16 protein-coding genes are annotated in these 20,824 nt (G+C 48.1%); 4 read left to right on the top strand and 12 right to left on the bottom strand.

The window, feature by feature from the left end:
• Positions 1–237 precede the first annotated feature (237 nt).
• The 5 genes from ABN764_RS13200 to ABN764_RS13180 form a co-directional block, all read right to left on the bottom strand.
• Positions 238–1,773 (bottom strand): MDR family MFS transporter, encoded by a 1,536-nt coding sequence (locus ABN764_RS13200; RefSeq protein ID WP_072731060.1) that lies wholly within the window; start codon positions 1,771–1,773, stop codon positions 238–240.
• A gap of 51 nt (positions 1,774–1,824) precedes the next feature.
• The gene (locus tag ABN764_RS13195; RefSeq protein WP_446672135.1) at positions 1,825–3,519 is read right to left on the bottom strand and encodes an ATP-binding cassette domain-containing protein; all 1,695 of its coding nucleotides are present in this window, start codon (positions 3,517–3,519) and stop codon (positions 1,825–1,827) included.
• Between the two features lie 22 nt (positions 3,520–3,541).
• Positions 3,542–4,135, bottom strand: coding sequence for an ECF transporter S component (locus tag ABN764_RS13190; protein WP_174808284.1), 594 nt, complete (start codon positions 4,133–4,135; stop codon positions 3,542–3,544).
• Between the two features lie 170 nt (positions 4,136–4,305).
• Positions 4,306–5,043, bottom strand: a complete 738-nt coding sequence (locus tag ABN764_RS13185; protein ID WP_446672134.1) for an energy-coupling factor transporter transmembrane component T family protein — start codon at positions 5,041–5,043, stop codon at positions 4,306–4,308.
• Positions 5,028–5,954, bottom strand: a complete 927-nt coding sequence (locus ABN764_RS13180; RefSeq protein ID WP_174808276.1) for a TetR/AcrR family transcriptional regulator — start codon at positions 5,952–5,954, stop codon at positions 5,028–5,030. Before ABN764_RS13180 ends, ABN764_RS13185 begins: the two co-directional genes overlap by 16 nt.
• A 236-nt stretch (positions 5,955–6,190) precedes the next feature.
• Between ABN764_RS13180 and ABN764_RS13175 the strand changes: the two genes are divergently transcribed.
• A complete protein-coding gene (locus ABN764_RS13175) occupies positions 6,191–7,813 on the top strand; it encodes an MDR family MFS transporter (protein WP_090511973.1) in 1,623 nt (540 codons plus the stop codon).
• 114 nt (positions 7,814–7,927) lie between these two features.
• On the opposite strand, the gene ABN764_RS13170 is transcribed toward ABN764_RS13175, so the two are convergent.
• A complete protein-coding gene (locus ABN764_RS13170; protein WP_446672133.1) occupies positions 7,928–9,010 on the bottom strand; it encodes a cohesin domain-containing protein in 1,083 nt (360 codons plus the stop codon).
• A 281-nt stretch (positions 9,011–9,291) separates the two neighbouring features.
• Complete coding sequence (gene asnB / locus ABN764_RS13165; protein ID WP_021256184.1) at positions 9,292–11,142, bottom strand: asparagine synthase (glutamine-hydrolyzing); 1,851 nt, start codon at positions 11,140–11,142, stop codon at positions 9,292–9,294.
• 586 nt (positions 11,143–11,728) lie between these two features.
• Between asnB and ABN764_RS13160 the strand changes: the two genes are divergently transcribed.
• Entirely contained in the window at positions 11,729–12,796 is a 1,068-nt protein-coding gene (locus ABN764_RS13160; RefSeq protein WP_446672132.1) for an alpha/beta hydrolase, read from the top strand.
• Positions 12,797–12,967: 171 nt separating this feature from the next.
• On the opposite strand, the gene ABN764_RS13155 is transcribed toward ABN764_RS13160, so the two are convergent.
• The 4 genes from ABN764_RS13155 to ABN764_RS13140 all read right to left on the bottom strand — a co-directional run bounded on the left by ABN764_RS13155 (position 12,968) and on the right by ABN764_RS13140 (position 17,503).
• Positions 12,968–14,710 (bottom strand): glycoside hydrolase family 35 protein, encoded by a 1,743-nt coding sequence (locus tag ABN764_RS13155; protein WP_446672131.1) that lies wholly within the window; start codon positions 14,708–14,710, stop codon positions 12,968–12,970.
• Between the two features lie 187 nt (positions 14,711–14,897).
• Positions 14,898–16,172 (bottom strand): methyl-accepting chemotaxis protein, encoded by a 1,275-nt coding sequence (locus tag ABN764_RS13150; protein ID WP_446672130.1) that lies wholly within the window; start codon positions 16,170–16,172, stop codon positions 14,898–14,900.
• 35 nt (positions 16,173–16,207) lie between these two features.
• On the bottom strand, positions 16,208–16,624 hold the full coding sequence (locus ABN764_RS13145) for a disulfide oxidoreductase (protein WP_021256189.1): 417 nt from the start codon (positions 16,622–16,624) through the stop codon (positions 16,208–16,210).
• A 78-nt stretch (positions 16,625–16,702) separates the two neighbouring features.
• Positions 16,703–17,503 carry a DsbA family protein gene (locus ABN764_RS13140; protein ID WP_446672129.1) on the bottom strand — a complete coding sequence of 267 codons (801 nt, stop codon included), beginning with the start codon at positions 17,501–17,503 and terminating at the stop codon, positions 16,703–16,705.
• A 245-nt stretch (positions 17,504–17,748) separates the two neighbouring features.
• Between ABN764_RS13140 and ABN764_RS13135 the strand changes: the two genes are divergently transcribed.
• On the top strand, positions 17,749–18,537 hold the full coding sequence (locus ABN764_RS13135) for a class I SAM-dependent methyltransferase (RefSeq protein ID WP_446672128.1): 789 nt from the start codon (positions 17,749–17,751) through the stop codon (positions 18,535–18,537).
• Between the two features lie 164 nt (positions 18,538–18,701).
• Here ABN764_RS13135 and ABN764_RS13130 read toward each other — a convergent pair whose 3' ends face one another.
• A complete protein-coding gene (locus ABN764_RS13130) occupies positions 18,702–20,024 on the bottom strand; it encodes a cell wall-binding repeat-containing protein (RefSeq protein WP_446672127.1) in 1,323 nt (440 codons plus the stop codon).
• Positions 20,025–20,229: 205 nt separating this feature from the next.
• Here ABN764_RS13130 and ABN764_RS13125 point away from each other — a divergent pair, with 205 nt between their 5' ends.
• Positions 20,230–20,778: a GNAT family N-acetyltransferase gene (locus ABN764_RS13125; RefSeq protein WP_072731051.1), complete on the top strand. Its 549-nt coding sequence runs from the start codon at positions 20,230–20,232 to the stop codon at positions 20,776–20,778.
• The last annotated feature ends 46 nt before the right edge of the window (positions 20,779–20,824 follow it).

Genomic DNA, 20,824 nt, shown 5'->3' with positions numbered 1-20,824 from the left:
GGCAGAGTGACTCCTTTACAGATGGAAGCAGTACATTTCTCTTATTTCGAAATACTTCGACACAAATCCAAAATTTCCTACTTTTGTGCAGGATAATGTAGAGTGATTTATTTGCAAGAGAAACAATCCCCATAAGAAAAAGGCCGCCCTCCCAAGCAGTTTCTACTGCCGGAAAAACGACCTGATTATCTAGTGTTTTAGGTTAAGTTACGTAAAGAAGTATCATTGCACCTGTCCTTAATGAGATGGAGAAGCTTCATCCTGACCGGATGATCCCCCGGAATTTGTCGACTTAGGCATGAACAACATACTTACTAAGCATGCGACCGCGATAATAGCCATTATCAGGAAGACCTGCCCTAGCCCTGACTCCAGGAAAGAGCGCAGTGTACCCATTAAATCAGGCGACAGCGAGCTTGCACTTTCTGGATTCAACAGCTTGCTCAGATCCTCATTCGAGACACGCGAGGATACGTCAGGCCCCGCATCCGATACCATCGATGCAATGCTCGCATTTAAGAATGTCCCGAACGCGGCAATGCCAAGCATCTGCCCCAACGACCGTACGAACGTGTTCAATGCTGTTGAAGCACCTCTCATGCTCCAATCGACAGAAGACTGGACAATGACGGTAAATACCGTGAACGACAGGCCGAAACCTAGGCCTGACAATGACATAATGATTACGATCAAAATAAGCGGAGTTGTATCCGAAATCGTCGACAGCCATATGGAAGCGATCACGATCAATATCATCCCTAGCGTCGATGTCACGCGTGCCCCTATCTTAATCAGCATACGGCCGCCTACAATTGATCCGATCAGCCAGCCAATTGACATTGGGGTCAGTGACAGGCCTGAACTGGAGGCATTTTGCCCCAGCACACCTTGTGTCCAGAGCGGCATATAGGAGCTGATCCCCATCACGATTGCACTTGCGAGGAAGCTGACAAGGTTTGACACCCCGATGTCGCGAATCCGGAACAACTTGAGCGGCACCATCGGTTCCTTTGCCTTCACTTCGATCCGGAAGAAGAGAACAAGGAACACAGCCGCAGTCCCAAACAGTGCGAACATCCATGGAGAATTCCACGCGATCCCCTGTCCGCCTGTAATAATCGCAAACAAGAATGCGGTCATCCCGATGGAGAATGTCGCTGCCCCCGCATAGTCGACAGGCTTGTCCTTGCGCTCCACCTTCTCATGGAAGCACACCATGATCATCCATACCGATACGATGCCGAACGGCACATTGAAGTAGAATATCCAGTGCCATGATAATGAATCGACGAAGAACCCGCCGACTAACGGCCCGACCAACCCAGCAATTCCCCAAATAGAGCTGAATAAGCCTTGAATCTTGGCTCGTTCCTCGTATGTGTAAATATCCGCTACCATCGTGAAGGTAACAGGCATTACTGCGCCTGCTCCGATTCCTTGAAGAGCACGGAATATAATCATCTGCGTCATAGTGCCCGATAGACCGCACAACATCGATCCCCCTACAAACAGAGCGGAGCCGATAATAAATATGTTCTTACGGCCATATAAATCAGCCATCTTCCCGAACAATGGTGTTGAGATTGCCGTAGTAAGCAAATAAGCGGCATATACCCAGCTAATCAAGGATAATCCGCCTAAATCCGCAACAATCTTCGGCATTGCTGTACTTACTACTGTTACTTCGATTGCCGCCAGAAAGGTCGACAATAGTAGTGCAAGTGTGACAAGCTTGCGGCTTCGTCCAGCTTGCATAGAAGCCTCGTTCCCCATAAATACCCTTCCTTCGTTTCTCAATCTCGTACAGCTTCCGCAGCTCATGATTCACTTTAGATTGATGTGCAGTGAGCCCCGATCCATATTAGCATGCATCAATCGCGGGTGCTCTACCTCTTCCCACATGCGATCATGTGTGGCAACAATCAACGCGCGTCCCTGTTCCGCTTGGCGCAGACACCAGTCGCGAACGAAGGCTGCATGTACCGCATCCAAGGAGGCTGTCGGCTCGTCCAGCAGAATGACTTCAGGTTCGTGCGCGGAAGCAATTGCTAGACTGAGCAGCCGCTTCAATCCAGTTGGCATATCATGCGGATGCAGATGCTTCACTTCCCATAGACAATATTGCTGCAATCGAGACTCCACTTCCCGTTCCACCTGTTCATGCGTGTAGACAGCGTGGCCTTCCCAAGACTGTCCTTCTATGCGCAATCGCCCGCATTGATTCGCTGCATGGAGAGCATCTCGCAGTTCCTCTTGCACGGACGCTGCAAAGAAGCCCGATTCGGGCTGCTGTGCTGTAAATCCAATAAGTCTTGCCACTTCACAGGATCGCAGCTTCTGCCCCAATTGGCCTGCAATCCACCATTCACCTTCCATGCTGCCGGAGCGCTTCGACAAGCCGCCGGTTATAAGGCGGAACAAGGTTGACTTCCCCGACCCGTTCTTGCCCGTCAGCAGCATACATCGCCCTGCCTTAAGCTGGAAGGTAACATTATGAAGCGCGTCCTCTGTCTGCCGACGCTTCTGATCACGATGAGCAATAGGATGATACCGATAGCTCACCTTCGATAAGTGCAGAAGGACTTCTTCTTCGAGTATTCTACTACACTCGCCCCCAGCAGACTCTGCTCGTACAGCAGCATCGTCTCCAGCACTTCCTTGTTTTACAATGGCTGGCACCTGCATGGACATAATAGTTGTCTCAGCGTTCCCTTCCCACTTCGGAGGTATAATGCCTGCCTCATAACAGAGCTCCAAGCAGCGAAGCTCGTCCTTCGGACTGGATAGACCGTTCAAACCGCCCCTTGCGGGATATACAGGCATCTTTCCATCATACACCATTCTCCCATTATGCAACAGAAGAAGCTGTGCATCTTGTATCCAGCCATGCTGCCACTCGTCTGACAGCTCGTCTAGGCGCGATGCGGCTAATACTATCGTCCTACCCTGACTATGCCAAGCTTGAAGCTGCTCTAACAGACTGCGTCGAGATTCCTTATCCATCTGACTCCACGCGTCATCAATAACCAGCACATCCGGCTCCATCGTCAATACAGAAGCAACAGCTGTACGTTGCTGTTCGCCTCCTGACAACTGCTGAACCTGACGCAAGCGCAGTTGACGCAAATCAGCCTTATCAAGCTGCTCTTCTACTCTACTATGGATGACCTCTCGCGGCAGGCCAAGATTCTCGGGTGCGAAGGCTAACTCATCCTCAACCGTACCAATCACAAACTGCTCCTTGGCCTCCTGCAGGATGAAGCCCCTGATTGGCGCCTGTCCATCCTTCACCATGCCGCAGCTCAATACACCTTGCTGCTGGCCTTCATGCGACTGCATTGCACCGGCCATCAGCTTGAGGAGCGTTGTCTTGCCGCTCCCATTCCCCCCTGCCAGCAGCACAACAGATCCAGACTTGATACAGAAGCTGCATGGCTGCAATACTGGTTCAGACTCGCCAAAATAAGTAAAGGCCACACGCTCAGCGCGCATGACCTCCTTAGATTGTAGGATTCTCATATTAAACTGGCCCCCTACCATACTACTGCCCGCGTGACTCTCTTCCTAGTGCGAATGGGCGCATTGCTCTTGTAGAAGCAATCCGATCCCCAATCATCTTGGTTAGAGCACCGCACAGCAGCATCCCGCTTATACAGCGGATAATTAAGGTTGCAATAAGTACCCACATCTCATATTGGATATAACCGAACATAAAGGCCGAAACCACAAACCACAGCGGTACTGCTGCTGTACCTACGAACAGCATGGTGAACCAATTGTATTGACGGTAACGGAATACATAAAACAACGGTTCAATCACAACCGCATAGCATAATGCCGCAGCAATACAAGACCAAGCCCCATATGCGCTTCCCATTAAGATTTGCACACAAGCGCCAAGCGAATATGTTACCAACGCTGCCCCTGGCTTACGGATAACATATATCGCAAGCAGACCATATATCATGTACAAGCCGACGATCGTTGATGTTAGCATTGGTCCACCAACAGAGTGCAGCAGCTTATTTACCCAAGATAACCCGGTCGTCATTACACCATTTGCAGCTGCAAGCAGTGCCATCAGCACCCAGTCCGCTAGTGTAAGGGAACGGAGCGAGAAACGAGATTCGTTCATTGTAGTTGTTCCATTTCCCATTCTCATAGATGACTCATCCCCAATTCTTCTACTTATGTAACGTTGTGATACTAGTATATGTTAACCCACAACAGATAAACCACCATTAACGTTACAAGGGATGGCATGGAAATGCAAGTTAAATCTATCAATATAGTGTGCGTTTTTTATTAACCCAAAAGAATTGTCGCAGTCATAGCTCCTACAGTCGCAGTCGCAAAGCTGATCCCAAGCGCAGTAAAATGCAAAGTTCTCCATGACGTTCGAGCAATGCTTGCCCCGAATTGCTTCACTTCCATTGCTGTCGCTACATTTTGAACGCGGCGCATCGCACTGGACGTAACCGCAGCGACATATTGCCCCGCTAGACGCATTCGCTCACCAATCCCCTGCGGCGCGGTAAGCTGACGCATCCGCTGTGCCTCACGAATATTGCGCGCTTCTTCAGCGAGAAGAGGGACGAAGCGCAGCGCGATGGCAACGGCGAACGCGAAGCGATTCGGCAGCCTTAGATGATGGGACAACGCCGTGACAACATCACGCGGCTCTGTAGTCGTAGCGTATAGCAATGACGACAGAAACAGCGTCAATGCACGCAGCGTCAGCGTGAGTGAAGTACGGCACGCTTCCTCGGTCAGATTCAATCCGAGAATCGTAAGCCGAATCTTGGTACCCGGCAGGACTAGGCACTGGAATAGAAAGAGCGGCAGTGCGAAGCCAAGCAGCATAATGAGCACCGTTCTCCATCGCGCACCTGACCACCCCGCTCCCGTCACTCCGATGATAAGCAGGGATAAGAACCAGCCAAGCTGCCAATTCAGCTTCATGCTAATCATAACGGCAAGACCGGTGCCGAACAGCCATATCCCCTTCGTGATCGGATCAATTCTGTTCAGCCACGCTTGCATGTTCGTTCATCCCCTTCTGACTCGCAAGTGTGCTCCAGCAAGGTTAGAATCCGCTTGGCCGCCTGCTCAATTGTATCGTCCGGCATCGAGCAGAGGAACAGTGTCATTGCTCTCGCATTAACCGTTTTGCCGCTTCCCCTTAATATCTCTGACTCTAGAGCTGTGTACGCTTGCTCCGCTTCCTCACGCTGCTTCAAGCTGAACGGTGCACTCATCACTGCATCCTTCAGCAGCCACACTTGATCCAGCAATTGTTGCTGCGAGTTGGACATGCTTACGTGTCCGGAACGCATAAAATCATTCATAAGCGCCATGGTAAGTACAGGCTCGGCATGCTTGTGAACAAGTGACTCTGCAGTCGCATCCAGAACATTTACAATAAAGGTGCACACTTGATCGAAGTCCACATTTTTCCGGTCAAATGTCGCATAACTCATGAACTCAATGGTCATACCACTAATAATTGTCGCTAAGTCCATCCAATAAGGCTCCGCTTCCTGACCGTAAACTTCAGCAACTACTTGGCGGAAGGTAAAGAAGCGCTTTGCACGGAAATCGAAAACCATATCCCGAATTTCCCGCTTCTTATATAGGTGTGCTTCCTTGCGCTGCAGGGTAAGGAACAACTTGAATCTGCCGAACTGCTCCAGAGAAATGTGAATGAGCTTGTTCAGCTTCTGGCGAGCTGGCAAATTGTCAGCGAGTGTATCCCGTGCTAATTCATACATCATCTGGTGATAATGGTCGAATATTGTGAATAATATTTCTTCCTTCGAACGAAAGAAGGAATAGACTGATCCCTTGGCAATTCCGATACGTTCTGCAATTTCTTGAATCGAGGTTTCATGATAACCCTTTTCAGCGAACAGCGAGAGCGCTGTTTCCATGATGAGACGTTTTTTCTCTTCCATGTTCCGTCCTCCGTATGTCATGACTTTCGGTTCAGCCCTTTTTGACCGCCTAGTCAGCATCGTTTGTTACGTTATTCCTACCATACCACAAACATAATATTATGAAAAATATTTTAGTTCCAAAACAATTGACTTCGCGGTCAATCGGGATTATAGTATCAACATGCTATTTTTTGACCCGAAGGTCAGTCGTTCACACAACATATAAACGAGCATGAAAGAAAGGTGATTAATAAATGGCCACAGTGAAAGACCATACGGCATCTCGCCGCAATATGGTACTATTCGGTCTGATTATGGGGATGTTCTTCAGTTCCCTGGAACAGACGATCGTCGGCACGGCCATGCCAACGATAATTAAGGATCTCAATGGGTTCGCCATCTTCGCTTGGGTAACAACCGCTTATATGATCTGCTCTACAGCAGTCATCCCGCTTGCTGGGAAATTAGCGGATTTGTTCGGAAGCCGATTCATCTACCTGACTGGATGGCTTATCTTCGTTGTTGGTTCAGGCTTATGCGCAACGGCAGTGAATATGGAGCAGTTAATTATTTACCGGGCGATCCAAGGTATCGGCGGCGGTATGCTGATGCCGATGTCCCAGACAATTATTGGTATGATGTTCAGTCCGCAGGAACGCGCCAAGTGGCAAGGGGTATTCGGGGCCATCTTCGGTCTCAGTTCCGTCATCGGTCCGTTCTTTGGCGGATTTATTGTTGATAATATCAGCTGGCACTGGATTTTCCTTATTAATGTTCCGTTCGGTTTATTGTCAACGATCTTAATCTTTATTGGCATGAAATCAATTGATGAGCCTCGAGACAAGAGCAAAAAAATCTCGATCGACTGGCTCGGAATTTTCACTCTTATCCCGGGTATCGTCTTATTGCTGCTTGGGCTGTCACTCGACCATAACAAGTATGCATGGGATTCTCCAACAAGCATTCTCGTGTTTGCTGGTGCATTGGTGCTCTTCGTTCTGTTTGTCTTCGTTGAGCGCAGAGCAGCAGAACCAATTATTGATATGTCACTCTTCAAAAGCCGTATCTTCAACGTATCTGTAGCACTCGGCTTCCTCGTTGGTCTTGGCATGTTCGGTGCCATTATGTTCGTGCCGATGTTCATGCAAGGGGTGCTTGGCGTAACACCGACACAAGCAGGCTCTACGATGACACCAATGATGATTGCCTTGATTATTGCAAGCATCTTGGCTGGACAGCTGGTTCTGCGCATGCGTTATCGTGCGGTTATGACCATGGGCATGATCATTACGTCCATCGGTTTCTGGCTCATGAGTACAATGGGTGTCAGCACTTCAACTTGGATAGCTTATTCGTTCATGGTTGTACTTGGCTTTGGTATCGGTATGGTTATGCCAATTATTACGCTGGTTGTACAGAATGCATTTCCACGCGAAAAGCTGGGTACAGTCACTTCCGCTACGACGTTCTTCCGTTCTATCGGATCGACGATCGGGGCAACCTTGTTCAACGTTATTATGAACAGCGTCATTGCAACAAATATTGCGAATGCAACTGCTAGTGCTGATCCAGGAACGCAAGCCGTTCTGAGCAAGACCGGTACAGATTCCAATACGCTGTATCAGTTGCTGATTAACAGCGATTTGCTGAAACAGCTTCCTGAGGACTTGAAAGTGAACGTGTTGAATACGATCAAGGATGCTTGGTCTGCTTCCTTCTCCACTGTCTTCTTGACAGGTCTCGGCTTCATCGTGGTCGGTATCTTCGTTGCATTGCTGATCGGCAACGGACGCATTTCCCGTGAGGCGATGCAGAAGCGCAAGCCAGGCGAGAGCTCTGACGATACAATGACACAGCCACAAGCTTCTTCGAAATAATTCTCGCCAACATGCGAAATAGATAAAAGATGAAAAGCAGCAAGCCTTTCCCATCACGGGAATCAGCTTGCTGCTTTTTTAGCATTTTGATAAACGTTTGTTGCCATTTGGATACTAGTTATACAAAGGGTTGGATAACACTGATTTGACCAGTTGCTTCAGGTCAACCTGCTCGATTGGACCGTTGTCGCCCACGACATTTTGAATATTGCTTGACAATACCGACTTGTCCTCTTGATAGTGATAGGCAAGCTTACCGATATGCTTCAAGCTGAACTTAGGGCTTCCTACCACCGTGAATGTCCAAGAGTTCATGTTCTCGCGAGCTACATTTACTTCATTCTGTCCGTTATCCGCAACAACTGCTTTTACAACATCAACCTTGCCGCGTCCTAAATTAGTAGCTCTGAACTTCAAATTTAACAATACACTGCTGCCATTAATACCGTTATAGCGCCCCTTACTTGCTGTAATGAAGCGGAGAACATCGGAGTCCTTCTGATGGACGATCATCAGCTTATTATCAGCGTAAGCATCAACGAGTTCGAACCGCGTTTTGTCATAGGTTAAGCTGACATCTTCTGCATAAATATTTTTGACATTATCCAGCTTAATTTGGACGTCAAACGTTTGATTCAAGTACACTGTATACGTCACAGAAGTTACGCTCATTTTCGGCGTATACACGGCGTCTGGATTGTATGGGCGCAATTGACCGTCAGATGGTACATCCACGGCGCTGATGAACATAAGCTTGTCGGTCTGGTTGATAAATTCAATACTGTGCTCGCTATTCGATAATCCTGTCAATTCATAAGCCAGACGTGGATTGTAGTAATCAGAAGGAATATTTCTCATTGAAATTGTGGTGTAAGGTTTTTTATCTACAATAACTGTAATGTTATCGGAAATATCATAGGAGCCATATCCATAATTTTGTGCGATGAGGCGAACCGAGCTGCCGACAAAGTTGAACTTTACTGAAGCGCTTCTGGAGCTGGTTAGTTTCGCATTACCACTATTCCACCAATTTCCGCTATACATAATTTCGGAAGAATACTGGGTGTAACGCTTCCAGCCGTAGTCTGGATTATAGGATGGATCACCTATGCTGCTTGCTCCAAATGCTGTCGAGACTGAAAATACTAATAGGAATACGAGTCCCATGATTATAGACGCGACAAACTTATTGCGCATGGTTCAAAACCTCCAATTTTTATAGATTCACTATGATTGTAATGGGGATATGAAAATAATCCCAAACAAGTTTTGTTAAACCTGTCAGCTTACATTCAAAATTCTCCCTTTTTCGATAATAATCGCGTTCTTCATTAATGAGCCTATTAGTTGATTTCATGAGATGAGATGTGATGCATGCTGCCTAATCGGAATTACAATATCCTGCATTTTCCCAGTTTCAACTAAACGCAAAAAAACAGCCCCTGCTTAACAGGAGCTGCTTATCTAAATCCACTATTTTATTGCTGTTTCATGTATGTGCGGTGCCAGAGGGCAAACACATGCAATGTCCAAATCTTGCGGGAGTAGTCTCCTTGTCCATTCTTGTGACGGCGGAACATATCTTCAACAGCCGTCAAATTGACGAGGTGGTCAATACCGCTTGCGGACAACTCTTCCCACATGATGTTTGCACGTTCCGTGCGCAGCCAGTCGCGCATTGGTACCGGGAAGCCAAGCTTCGGACGGTTCAATACCGAATCTGGGATAATGCCCTGCATCGCTTTGCGAAGCGCATATTTCGTCGTACCGTCTGCAATGCGGTAATGGGCTGGGATGCTGCGGGCCACGTCGAATACTTTGCGATCCAAGAACGGAACGCGCAGTTCAAGCGAATGCGCCATCGTCAGCTTATCCGCCTTCATCAGGATGTCGCCAGGCATCCACAGATTCATATCGATATACTGCATCCGCGATACAGGATCCAGGTGGCGTGTACGGTCATAATAGGTGCGTGCGATATCAAACGGCTTCGTGAAGTCAGCAATCTCGGACTGTGTCGCACGCAGCAGTTCTACCTTCGCATCATCTGTCATAATGTTCGCGTTGCCGAGGAAGCGTTCTTCAAGCGGCGTCGTTCCACGAAGCAAGTAGTTCTTGCCATAGAAGTTGAACGGAACGGACTGCACCATCTTATGCATCGCACGCTGCATGCCTTCAGGCATCCATGACAGATAACGAAGGGAATGCGGTTCGCGATATATGCGGTATCCACCGAACAATTCATCCGCGCCCTCACCTGACAATACGACTGTGACATGCTCTTTCGCTAAGCGAGCAACCTCATACAAAGCAATCGCGGATGGATCCGCTACTGGCTCGTCCAAGTGCCAGATCGCCCGCGGTACTGCGTCGAAGTACATCTCCTGTGTAATCATGCGATCATAATGCTCCGTATCCAGCTGTCTAGCCGTATCCCGAGCAATAATCGTCTCATTATTCGCGCCTTCGAAGCCGACACTAAATGTCTTGATCGGTTCCATCGAACGCATCAAAGTAGATGTAATCGTCGAGTCAATCCCACTGGAGAGGAAACAGCCGCGTTCCACTTCACTATGAAGATGGTGCTCTACGGAGTCGCGCATGACATCGCGAATTTCCTCGATAATTTGTGTCAATGGACGATCCACAGGCTCGAACATTGGATCCCAATACTTCTCAATGATCGGCTTTCCACCGAACGGGATTGTGATAGAGTGCGCAGGTGGCAGCTTATGAATCCCTTGATACATCGTGTTCGGATCAGGTACGTATTGGAATGTTAAATAATTATAGAAGCTGTTCATGTTCACTTGGCGTTGAACACCTGGAACCGCCAGCAAGCTTTTAATTTCCGAACCAAAGACGAACATCTCGTCATTTTGATAATAATATACAGGCTTAATCCCGAAATGGTCACGCGCAATAAACAGCTCCTGCTTGTTGCGATCCCAGATGGCGAAGCCAAACATACCACGAAGATGATGCACACACTTCGAACCATGCTCTTCGTACAGATGAATAATTACTTCTGTATCCGTATGTGTCTTGAATTGGTGCCCGCGATGGATCAAATCTTCACGCAGCTCTTGATAATTGTATATCTCCCCGTTGAAAATAATCCAAATTGAATCATCCTCGTTGCTGAGCGGCTGCGCTCCAACTGCGACGTCGATAATGGACAGACGGCGGAAGCCTAGTCCAACACGATCGCCAATCCACAGCTTCGCGTCATTCGGTCCGCGATGGTGGATCAAGTCCATCATCGAGCGTACTACTTGTTCAGAAGGTTGTTGATCATGAAAATGATATATACCAGCAATGCCACACATAATTGTTCCAAATCCTTTCGCTCGTTGCATATGGCGTAGAACGTACTCAGTTCCCGCTCAGAACAAGGCAACACCCCGCAGAGGCGGGGCTTGTCTATGCAATCATTATAAACGTTTTTGACGAAATGCGACACAGGCTTGCAGCTAAATCAGCGGCATTTCTGTGTGTAATGTTCATGAAAGTACGAATAATCAGCCTGCAGCCATTTGTATTGCCGCATTGTTCAAGCTTTCTTATGTATATAATTCCGCTTTGGAATGTTATTCGACCCTCGAGTTCGTTCTTTCTCTTACCCCGTTCCATTGTAACGGACAATGGCTCCGAAATCCAATCCATCCTGCTCCTGCAATTCATACCACTTCACACACAGGCATATATGGTCATAGTCTATATTGATAAGCCCATTACCCGTTCAGGCATTACACGAATCTTCCCTTAGCTATTTGGTCAATGCTTCAGTACTAGAAGCATTACTTGCAACGGTTGCTTGGAGTCCGGTTAAATCGACATCAATCTGCACATCCTAATCCGTATCCGCGGACAACATGCTTGACTAATGTATACGTGATTGGAGGTCTGACAGCAATGCTGACACCGATTGCATTTGGCATTATTATCTTTTTGTTACTGTCTGCTTGGCTCATTCCCCATTATGCTGTTCACTATATGACGCGCTCCAAATGTTCCACCTACGATCGCTGTCTGGAGATGCTTGAACAGCAAGGGGTCTTTACTCGTGAACAATTTGAAGCTTGCCGCAAAGAAGAAGTCACTATCCGAAGCCATGATGGCATTAAGCTGCACGGCTATTATATGGAGAAATTTCCGAATTCACGCCGGATTGCGCTAATTGTTCACGGCTATACAGGAGCTCTTCCTTGGTCAGCTCAATTTATGGATATGTTCACCGAGCAAGGCTTTAATGTACTACTCATTGATCAGCGCAGGCATGGTCAGAGTGAAGGCAAGTACACAACCTTTGGCTACAAAGAAAAATACGATGTGCAAATGTGGGTGGACTGGATTGTTGAACGGAAGGGGAAGGATTGCATCATTGGATTGCATGGTCAATCACTTGGTGGGGGAACCGTGCTCGAATACGCAGCAATCCGCAGGCCACAGGTTCAATTCATTGTGGCTGACTGCCCCTACTCCGATTTGACACAGCTCATTCATTATCAAGTAACGAAGCTGAATCAAATGCCTGCATGGCCTACTATGGCACTCATTAATCGATTGCTTCTGAGCAAGGCAGGATTCCGCATGGAGCAAGTAAGTCCATTACGAATTATGAAGACGTGCCCCCTTCCCGTCTTATTCATTCATGGCAAGGAGGATCGTTTCGTACCGACATGGATGAGTGAGCAACTGCATGAAGCGAAGCATGATACATCTTCCTTGATCCTCATTGAGGGAGCCGGCCATGGTACGGCTTATTCCGTCGATCAAGAACGCTACCGGCAAGGAGTAACAACGTTCATACAGACAACCGTTGGATCTCCAAATCATGAAGAAGTGGCAGAACCATTGTCCGATGCCGTTCAAGATACAGTCGAAGTGGTAGAAGAACCTAGTTCCGTACTGGAACCCGGGATCGATCTCATTCCTGATCTCGTTCCTGCTGAAGCCGACAACATGCTTCCGGTCATTTGATTAACTTTGATCGACTTAGGCGTAATTAACCTTATTCACACACTGCACAACATGTTGTGCTGTTCGAATGGCAATTATTTTTTATCAACCTTGTTGTGAAACAAAATAAGTGAGCAGCCCTTCTCGGAAGAAGAAAGGCTGCTCTGTATTTCCGACAATCTACATATGGCATTATAAGGACGGAACCGCTTCAAAAATAAGCTTGTCCCCCGGTGTGTGCAGCTCAAATACGACAATTTGGTTTTCTCCTTGGCGGAGTATCGGTGCTGGAACATACAGTGTCTGCTGCGGACCAACTTCCCAGTAACGTCCGAGATTGAAGCCGTTTACGAACACTACACCCTTCTTCCATCCATCCAAGCGAAGGAATGTATCCTGCGGCTGCTCTTGAATCGATAGCGTAGCCTCGTAGAATGCCGGCTGCTCTCCCTCCAACCCAGAATCAGCTGTATTGAATTGCAAGCCATTCAGATTCTCCAGCTCCAAACTGCGCACTTCCCAATGGAACAGAAATTGCCCATTCAATCGAACGCCATGCGTAATCCCTTTGCGATCATACAGCTCTGATCCATAGTTGACACGCCCCATATTTTCTACAAAAATATCAAGCCGCGCTCCACCCTCTGGAATCGTCACCGCCAGCTTCTGGGGATCCCAGCGCTCCACTATGCCGATTAGCTTCTGATCCAAGAATACATGAGCACGATCGTGAACATCCTGAATCGTAAGCGTGCATTCTGTGCGTGGACCAGACACTTGAGTGGAGTACAAGATAAAGCCATTATTCTGATCATACATTTCCATTGGCTCCGGGCATATACTCATCTTCACATCCGTCATAGACGCAAGCGTATCGAACAGCTTCACAGCTCGGTTCACTGTGACTTCACCGTACGCTGTCTTCGGCGTATTCTCAGGCAGGTCACCTTCAGGCAGCGATACATACTTACCGATTACCTCTCGGAATAACCGATACTTCGGTGTAATATCTCCTGCTTCACTAATCGCACTATCATAGTCATAGCTGGTTACCGTTGGCTCGAAGCGTCCCCCGTGATTAGCTCCACTGCCAAATCCGAAGTTCGTACCCCCATGCAGCATATAGAAGTTCACCGATGCGCCCATTCCCAGCATCTCATCCAACACCTGCGCTGCATCTTCTGCGCTGCGCGTATGATGCTCTTCGAACCAGTGATCGAACCAACCGTTCCAATACTCCATACACATAAGCGGCGCATCTGACTGATACTGTTTCAGCTTGTCAAACGCTTCCTTCGGTCTCGAACCAAAGTTGACGGTCGCGAGCACGCCATCGGCCATCCCACCCTGCAGCATATCATCGCCAGGACCATCTGAAGTGAATAATAGGACATCGATTCCACGTTCTACCAACATGCCACGCAAAGCTTGCAAGTAAGCCTGATCATTGCCATAGCTGCCATACTCGTTTTCAATTTGCACGGCAATAATTGGCCCCCCTGCTGTCGCAAGCAACGGCTTCAATTGCGGGAGAAGGGCATCATAGTATGCGGAAACCTTCTCTAGGAATCTAGGATCACTGCAGCGCAGCCGCATATCTTCCTTCAGCAGCCAAGCCGGCAGCCCCCCGAACTCCCATTCCGCACATATGTAAGGGCTTGGGCGCACAATAACGTACAGACCTTCGCGCTCTGCAATGCGGACAAACTCCGCAATGTCAGCCATTCCTTTGAAGTTGAACTGACCTTCTCGCGGCTCATGCACGTTCCAAGCAATATATGTCTCTACGCAGTTGCAGCCCATCGCTTTCACCTTGCGAAGCCGATCTGTCCAGTATTCAGGCACAATGCGGAAATAATGAACAGCACCAGAAATAAGCAGTGTAGGCTTGCCTTGAAGCATAAATTTCTGACCTTCACATGAAAGCGTTGTCAAGATTTGTTCTCCTCCTGCCTTATACCGTTTATTGTGAAGCACTTATATCTCCATCATATCAATTTCGCCGCAAATGAACATGTATTTTACATACCAGTTTATGAACAAATGTCACAAGAAAAGACTTGCATCCATTTGGCTGATGCAAGTCTACGTTCAATCACCATTAATTAGGTGATTTCCTATTTTAATTCTTAAATGCCGATGTCTGCGCCTGCAAACGAGTCGCTTGATCTCGTAGCACATCAGAGGAGGCAGCCATTTCTTCCATGACAGCTGTCTGTTCTTGTGTCGCACTCGCTACCTGACGAGTGCCTTCCGCCATCTCATTGACAATGGAAGCCATCCTCCGTGTCTGCTCCAGCGTAGTTGCGAAGCGCTCTGTCTGCTGCTCTACTTCACTTGCAATATCATGAACGGCCTTCGAAGCCTGCTTCGTTACATGTGCGATAGCACTCAGGGCATTTGCAGCTTCATCCTTCTTCGCCGCTTCAACACTTACGATGTCGACTTGCTTCGTAATCAAGCGAACAGCCTGCTCCACCTGAGACTGCATCAGAACGATACGGTCATTAATATTGTTCACCGCAGAAGCACTCTGCTCCGCCAGCTTCCGAACTTGGGATGCGATGACGGCAAATCCAGCACCATGCTCTCCTGCTCTAGCCGCTTCAATCGAAGCATTCAGGGCAAGCAAATGCGTCTGATCAGCAATTTCTCGCACCGTAGTCGAAATATCTCCAATCTGTTCCGCCTGCTCGCTGAGCCGCTGTACCGTGTCTATCGAGGCCTGTCCAGATTCAGCCGCCATCAGCATGCCATCAATGATCGACTTCAACATCTCCTCACTGTCTGCAAGCGTTCCGAGCATATCTTGAGTCATACGCTCCGTCTCTTCCGCTCTTGCCTGAACGGCAGCAGCTGAGGCGTGAATCTGTTCCACCGAATCAGCTGCTGAGGCAGTCCACATCGCCTGCTGCTCCGCTCCACGGTTCATCTCGTCAGCCGCGCAGGAGATTTGTTCGATCTGGTGAGCCGCTTGAGTCATGGCACCGCTTAATGTTGAAGTATTTTGCGTCGTAATATCAACACTGCTTTTAATTTCCGTAATCATATGCTGCAAATTGCGTACCATTTGGCCAAAAGAAGCAATCAGAACATTGACCTCATCATGGAAATGGTACGACGGTAGGCTCACATTCAACTTTCCCTGCGCCGCCTCGTCTGCCGCCTTCGTCAATTGAATAATCGGCTTCACAATGAGGCGTGCTGCAAGCCAACCTAGCAAGCAGGTCCAGAATATGCCGAGCATGAAGATGATGCCGTCATACAACAGTTCATTCATTCCCGGTGCTAAGTACGGCTTCAGCACGAAGATGAAAAATCCGCTTGTCGCATAGGTAACGCCCGACACCACCAGCATGCCAACTACCATTTTCATTTGCAATCCGAATTTCATCATTTCCTTCTCCCCCACCTCGTCGACAACCCTACGCCTTATTCCTCTGGCTCGTTTTTGCGTGCGATGATCAGCAGAATCGTGATGAGTAGAAATGCAATAAACGCCAACAACGGAATTGTAATCCAGCCTTCCATATAATCGTAATTACACGGAACCCCAGAGCGGCAAGGAGTTAAGCTTGCCATCCCCGGTACCTTCTGCAGCAAATAATGATAGGTTGATACTGACCCGCCGATAATCGATAGCGGGAGTGTATACCGAACGATACTGCGGTCATTGCGGTATGCGGCAATCCCCAGCACAAGGACGAGCGGATACATGAATATCCGCTGAACCCAACACAATTTGCACGGTTCCCACAACAATAGTTCACTCATATACAAGCTTCCACAAGTTGCAATCAGGGAGATGATCCAAGCAACATATAATGCATAACGCCGGATTACAGACATATATCGTTACCTCCTGATTTAAAAGAATAACACTAATAACGAACGAATCACTTACCGCTTGTATACTCGTTGTAGATGCTATTTCGCTTCATTTAATACGTTCTCAATGAACGTTTTCAATTCACTGTAGCTGTCCCATTGACCTGTAAACTCTTTGCCATTCACATACACAGATGGCGTACCTGATACCTTCGCAAGATCCTTTAACTTCAAATCCTGCGCGATAGCGTCTTTGTGCGCCTGCTTCTCAATTGCATCTTCCAACTTCGCTACATCGATGTCTGACGACACCTGCTTGGCTAGGTCTACGAGCAATGGGGTTGTCACCCAATTGTCTTGCTCTTTGCCCTGCGCATGATAAATTGCCTCATGATAAGGCCAGAATGCTTCCGGCTTCTGACGGAACACTTCCTCTGCTGCATTCGCCGCTAAATAGGAGTTGTCAATGAACGGGTAATTAATGAAGGTGAACTTCACTTTTCCCGTATCGATAAAGTCCTTCTTCAACTGCGGGAACACCGTTTCTTCCCAGTCCTTACATGCAGGGCATTTGTAATCACCGAATTCGACAATTGACACCTTCGCCTCTGTAGAACCAAGTGTCGGCTGTCCAGTCAGATCGAACTGAACGGCAGGTCTGTTCAAGACTTCATCCTGCTTGATCTGCTCCCCTTGCTTGTTCAATACAAATATAAGTCCGAGCAGAACCACAATTGCCACAGGAATCATGAACATGAAGATGCGGTCATTACGCTTTTTATTGCTGCGTGAAGCTGACGTTGGCCGGGATTGTCCAGCAGTGGATGCTGAAGTTGAAGGTCTAGTCTGACCAGGCTGCTTCGCACGTTTGGATTTTGAAGATTTACCCAATCTATTCACCTCTTCTAACTTTTTTTCACCTTCCTTAAATGTAATGGAAAGCCGTCCATTTTTCCATTTCTTTTGTGCAAAATGAAAGATTATTTATCAAAGATTGCCATCACTTAGCAACAACCTAGCCTTTTAATAATTAAAAACTATAAAGTATATAGATATTATATATTTCACCTATATACATCCCATCTGTCATACTAATTGAAGTGGATCAATCCTATCGAAAGTAACAAAAGAGGAGGCGTTGCCTAATGTCAACCGATCATCATTGGAATCCTGTACTGTATGACAGCAAGCTTCAATTCGTATCGCAGTATGGCACAGATGTAGTAGGATGGCTCTCGCCACAGCCAGGAGAGAGAATTCTTGATGCGGGATGCGGGACGGGCGATTTGGCAGCTAACATGGCAGAGGCAGGGGCCAGAGTAGTCGGAATCGACCAATCCGTCAACATGATTGAGCAGGCACGCAACAAATATCCCTCCCTCACCTTCATCCCCATGGATATCACCGCCGAATGCCCCGGACATTACGCAGGATCATTTGATGCCGCATTGTCGAACGCCGCCCTCCACTGGGTAAAGAAGCCTGAAGCAGCCGCACGCCATATCTACACCGCTCTACGTCCTGGCGGGCGCTTCGTCGCAGAGCTTGGAGGCAAAGGGAATGTGGAAGTTATTGTCCGAGCCATCGAGGAGGTTCTAGAGCAACACTTCAGTATCGATCCGAAGCCGCTTCATCCCTGGTATTATCCAACTATTGGCGAATACAGCACTGTTCTTGAGCAGGCCGGATTTCAAGTCACCTCTGCGATTCACTTCGAACGCCCCACGTTATTGACTGACGGTGAGAACGGTCTGCTCCATTGGCTGCATGCCTTCACGCATGATTTTACTTCATCCTTATCATCGGCGGATATTCCAGACTTTATGGAATTGGTTCAAGCAAAATGCCGACCTGCTCTGTATCATAACGATGAGTGGACTGGCGATTATAAGCGGCTCCGAATTGTAGCTAGTAAGCCGTCTCAACCAGCTTGAAATCACCCAGCATGTTACAACAACTGAGGGCAAGATAACAACCTCCTTGAATAGCTTGTCAGCGTGTACCTGCACGTTATTCAGCTAACGTTCCGTATATAACAAGCTTCCTTCCGAAACAATCAGCGTCGGGGAAGGAAGCTTGCATGCTGCGTTATTCTGAATCACGAACTGTGATGATGCGTAGATCCGTGTCCTGCCCCGCTCCTCGCTTGAATTTCAAGCAAAGCATCCAGCTCACTTTGAATTCGTGGGACAACGGACATTTCTGCTCCTGTTAACCAGGCTGCATTATATGGCCCTTCTACTGGACTATGCTCGTAATAGGGTCTGATCGACTGCACATAGTCATACACCGCCATTGGCACCTGATCCCCCTGTACCCAGAGCAGCGGGGCATGTTTGCCCAGATGCGCAAAAGGGGCTTGTGCGATCGCCAGCCACTCATTTCCTTCCTTCACGAAGGAGAAATTGTGGCCTGGCGTGGTTATTCCCCACCCGAACCCCGTTTTCTTGTCCTTATACTGCGCAAAGGCAATTGCCTGCTCGACTGGCGTCGCAGCAGCAATCCGCTCTACCCTTCCGAACACTGCAAGTTCATCGGTCACTTCCCGTGGAATAATGTTCTCCGAGCCAAGAATATACATAACCGCCTTCTTGCGGCGCTTGGCAAGCGCATCAGCCGTAGCCTGTGGAATTCCCTGCTTATTCACATACAAGACAGGCTCCTGCATATGTGCAATCCAATTGACCGCAGGCAGTGCATAAGCTGGTTCATCTGAGGAGACGATTATTACCGACATCGGCCGCTCCTTGCTCACTCTAGCATAATAATCATCAATCGCTGCCGCCACTTCTGCCGGCTTATCCCCAGCAATAACGTCCATCTTGAATCCGAGCTTCTTGACTTCATTTATAACTGCCCCATCTACCTTGCCTACAACGATAACTTGAACCCCTTTATTATCAGGAGCTCCCTTAGGCTTCAAGCGCTGCAATTCTGCTCGTGTCTCCTCTGGCAATCGATCTGTCTTGATATAGAGAAGAGGGCCATTGTTAGGGAAATGAATCAAATCAGCCGCAGCCATCGCAGTCGCCCACTGCTCATCAGGCACAAGCACGACGCCATTCGGTCGCTGCTCATCGATGTGCCCAGGCCATACTGTGCGAGATATGGTGACAGCTGCCTTCACATGATCATCTGTATTGATACGAGTCATATTTTTCGTTGCGATCCAAGGGGAATGCACTGCCTGTTCACTAACCAATGGCTCTCCAGCATAAAACGCTGCTTCCCCCGAGGAGACGGTCATCGTAGATCCACATCCTGCTAGCAGCAAGCATGAGAATAGTACTCCCCAGCATATCGCTCGCATGACATATTTTCGATTTCCCATGCTCCCATTCTGCGCAGCCATCGCAGCATCCCTATTCTGTCTTGTATCCCTGTTATTCATCTGCCGTGCTGGCATCCATGCCTCATTCATGAACATATACCTCCAGTTGCTCCATCCATATCTTGTAAGGATGCCCGACTGATCCCATTCTTACTCTAGAAATGCTTCTGCTTCCGTGTTCCGTATCAGCAGTGCAAAAATCGAGGTGGATGCGATACAATAGCTTCAATATAATTACCGCCTTAGCACGAATAACTATTATGGACATAGGGCGTAAAAATGGAGGGGTATTGTTGTGAATGAAGGATTGATTCAAAATCAGTCATTGCCTAACGGGCTCCGCGTTGTTCGCGCACTCCCAGCTGACACGGAGGACGTAATGGCGCTGCTGCATAATACTGCACGATGGCTTCACGAACAAGGCTCTACGCAATGGAATCCATTGCTTGAGGGACAAGACTCTCACCAGACTGCAAACGCAATTTTGAATGGCGATGTCTTCCTGTTCAAACAGGAAGAGCAGCTTGCTGGTATGGTGATGCTGTTAACAACGCCAAGTCCTTGGGATCGTATGCTATGGGGGAATGATTCATTGGAGGATGCTGTATATGTGCACCGACTGGCTGTGAACCGCCATTATGCGGGTCAAGGGATCGGACGTGACATATTGGCCTGGGTCGAGAGCGGTATTGATTTCCCAGACAAGCACAACATCCGGCTCGACTGCCTTGCTGGTGTTGCCGCACTGGAATCATTCTATCGAGGGGCAGGCTTTGTGTACCAAGGAAGAACCGACAACAACTATCTTCTATTTGAGAAAAATTTCGCCTCACGCGCATCCTGAAGCTTGTAAGAGAGAACCTCAATTACAAAAACCGCCTGCCCCTCCG

The organism is Paenibacillus wuxiensis (assembly GCF_040195695.1).
Lineage (GTDB): Bacteria > Bacillota > Bacilli > Paenibacillales > Paenibacillaceae > Paenibacillus_B > Paenibacillus_B suaedae.
Note: the sequence above shows the minus strand (reverse complement) of the source record. Positions and strands in the feature narration are given on the sequence as shown.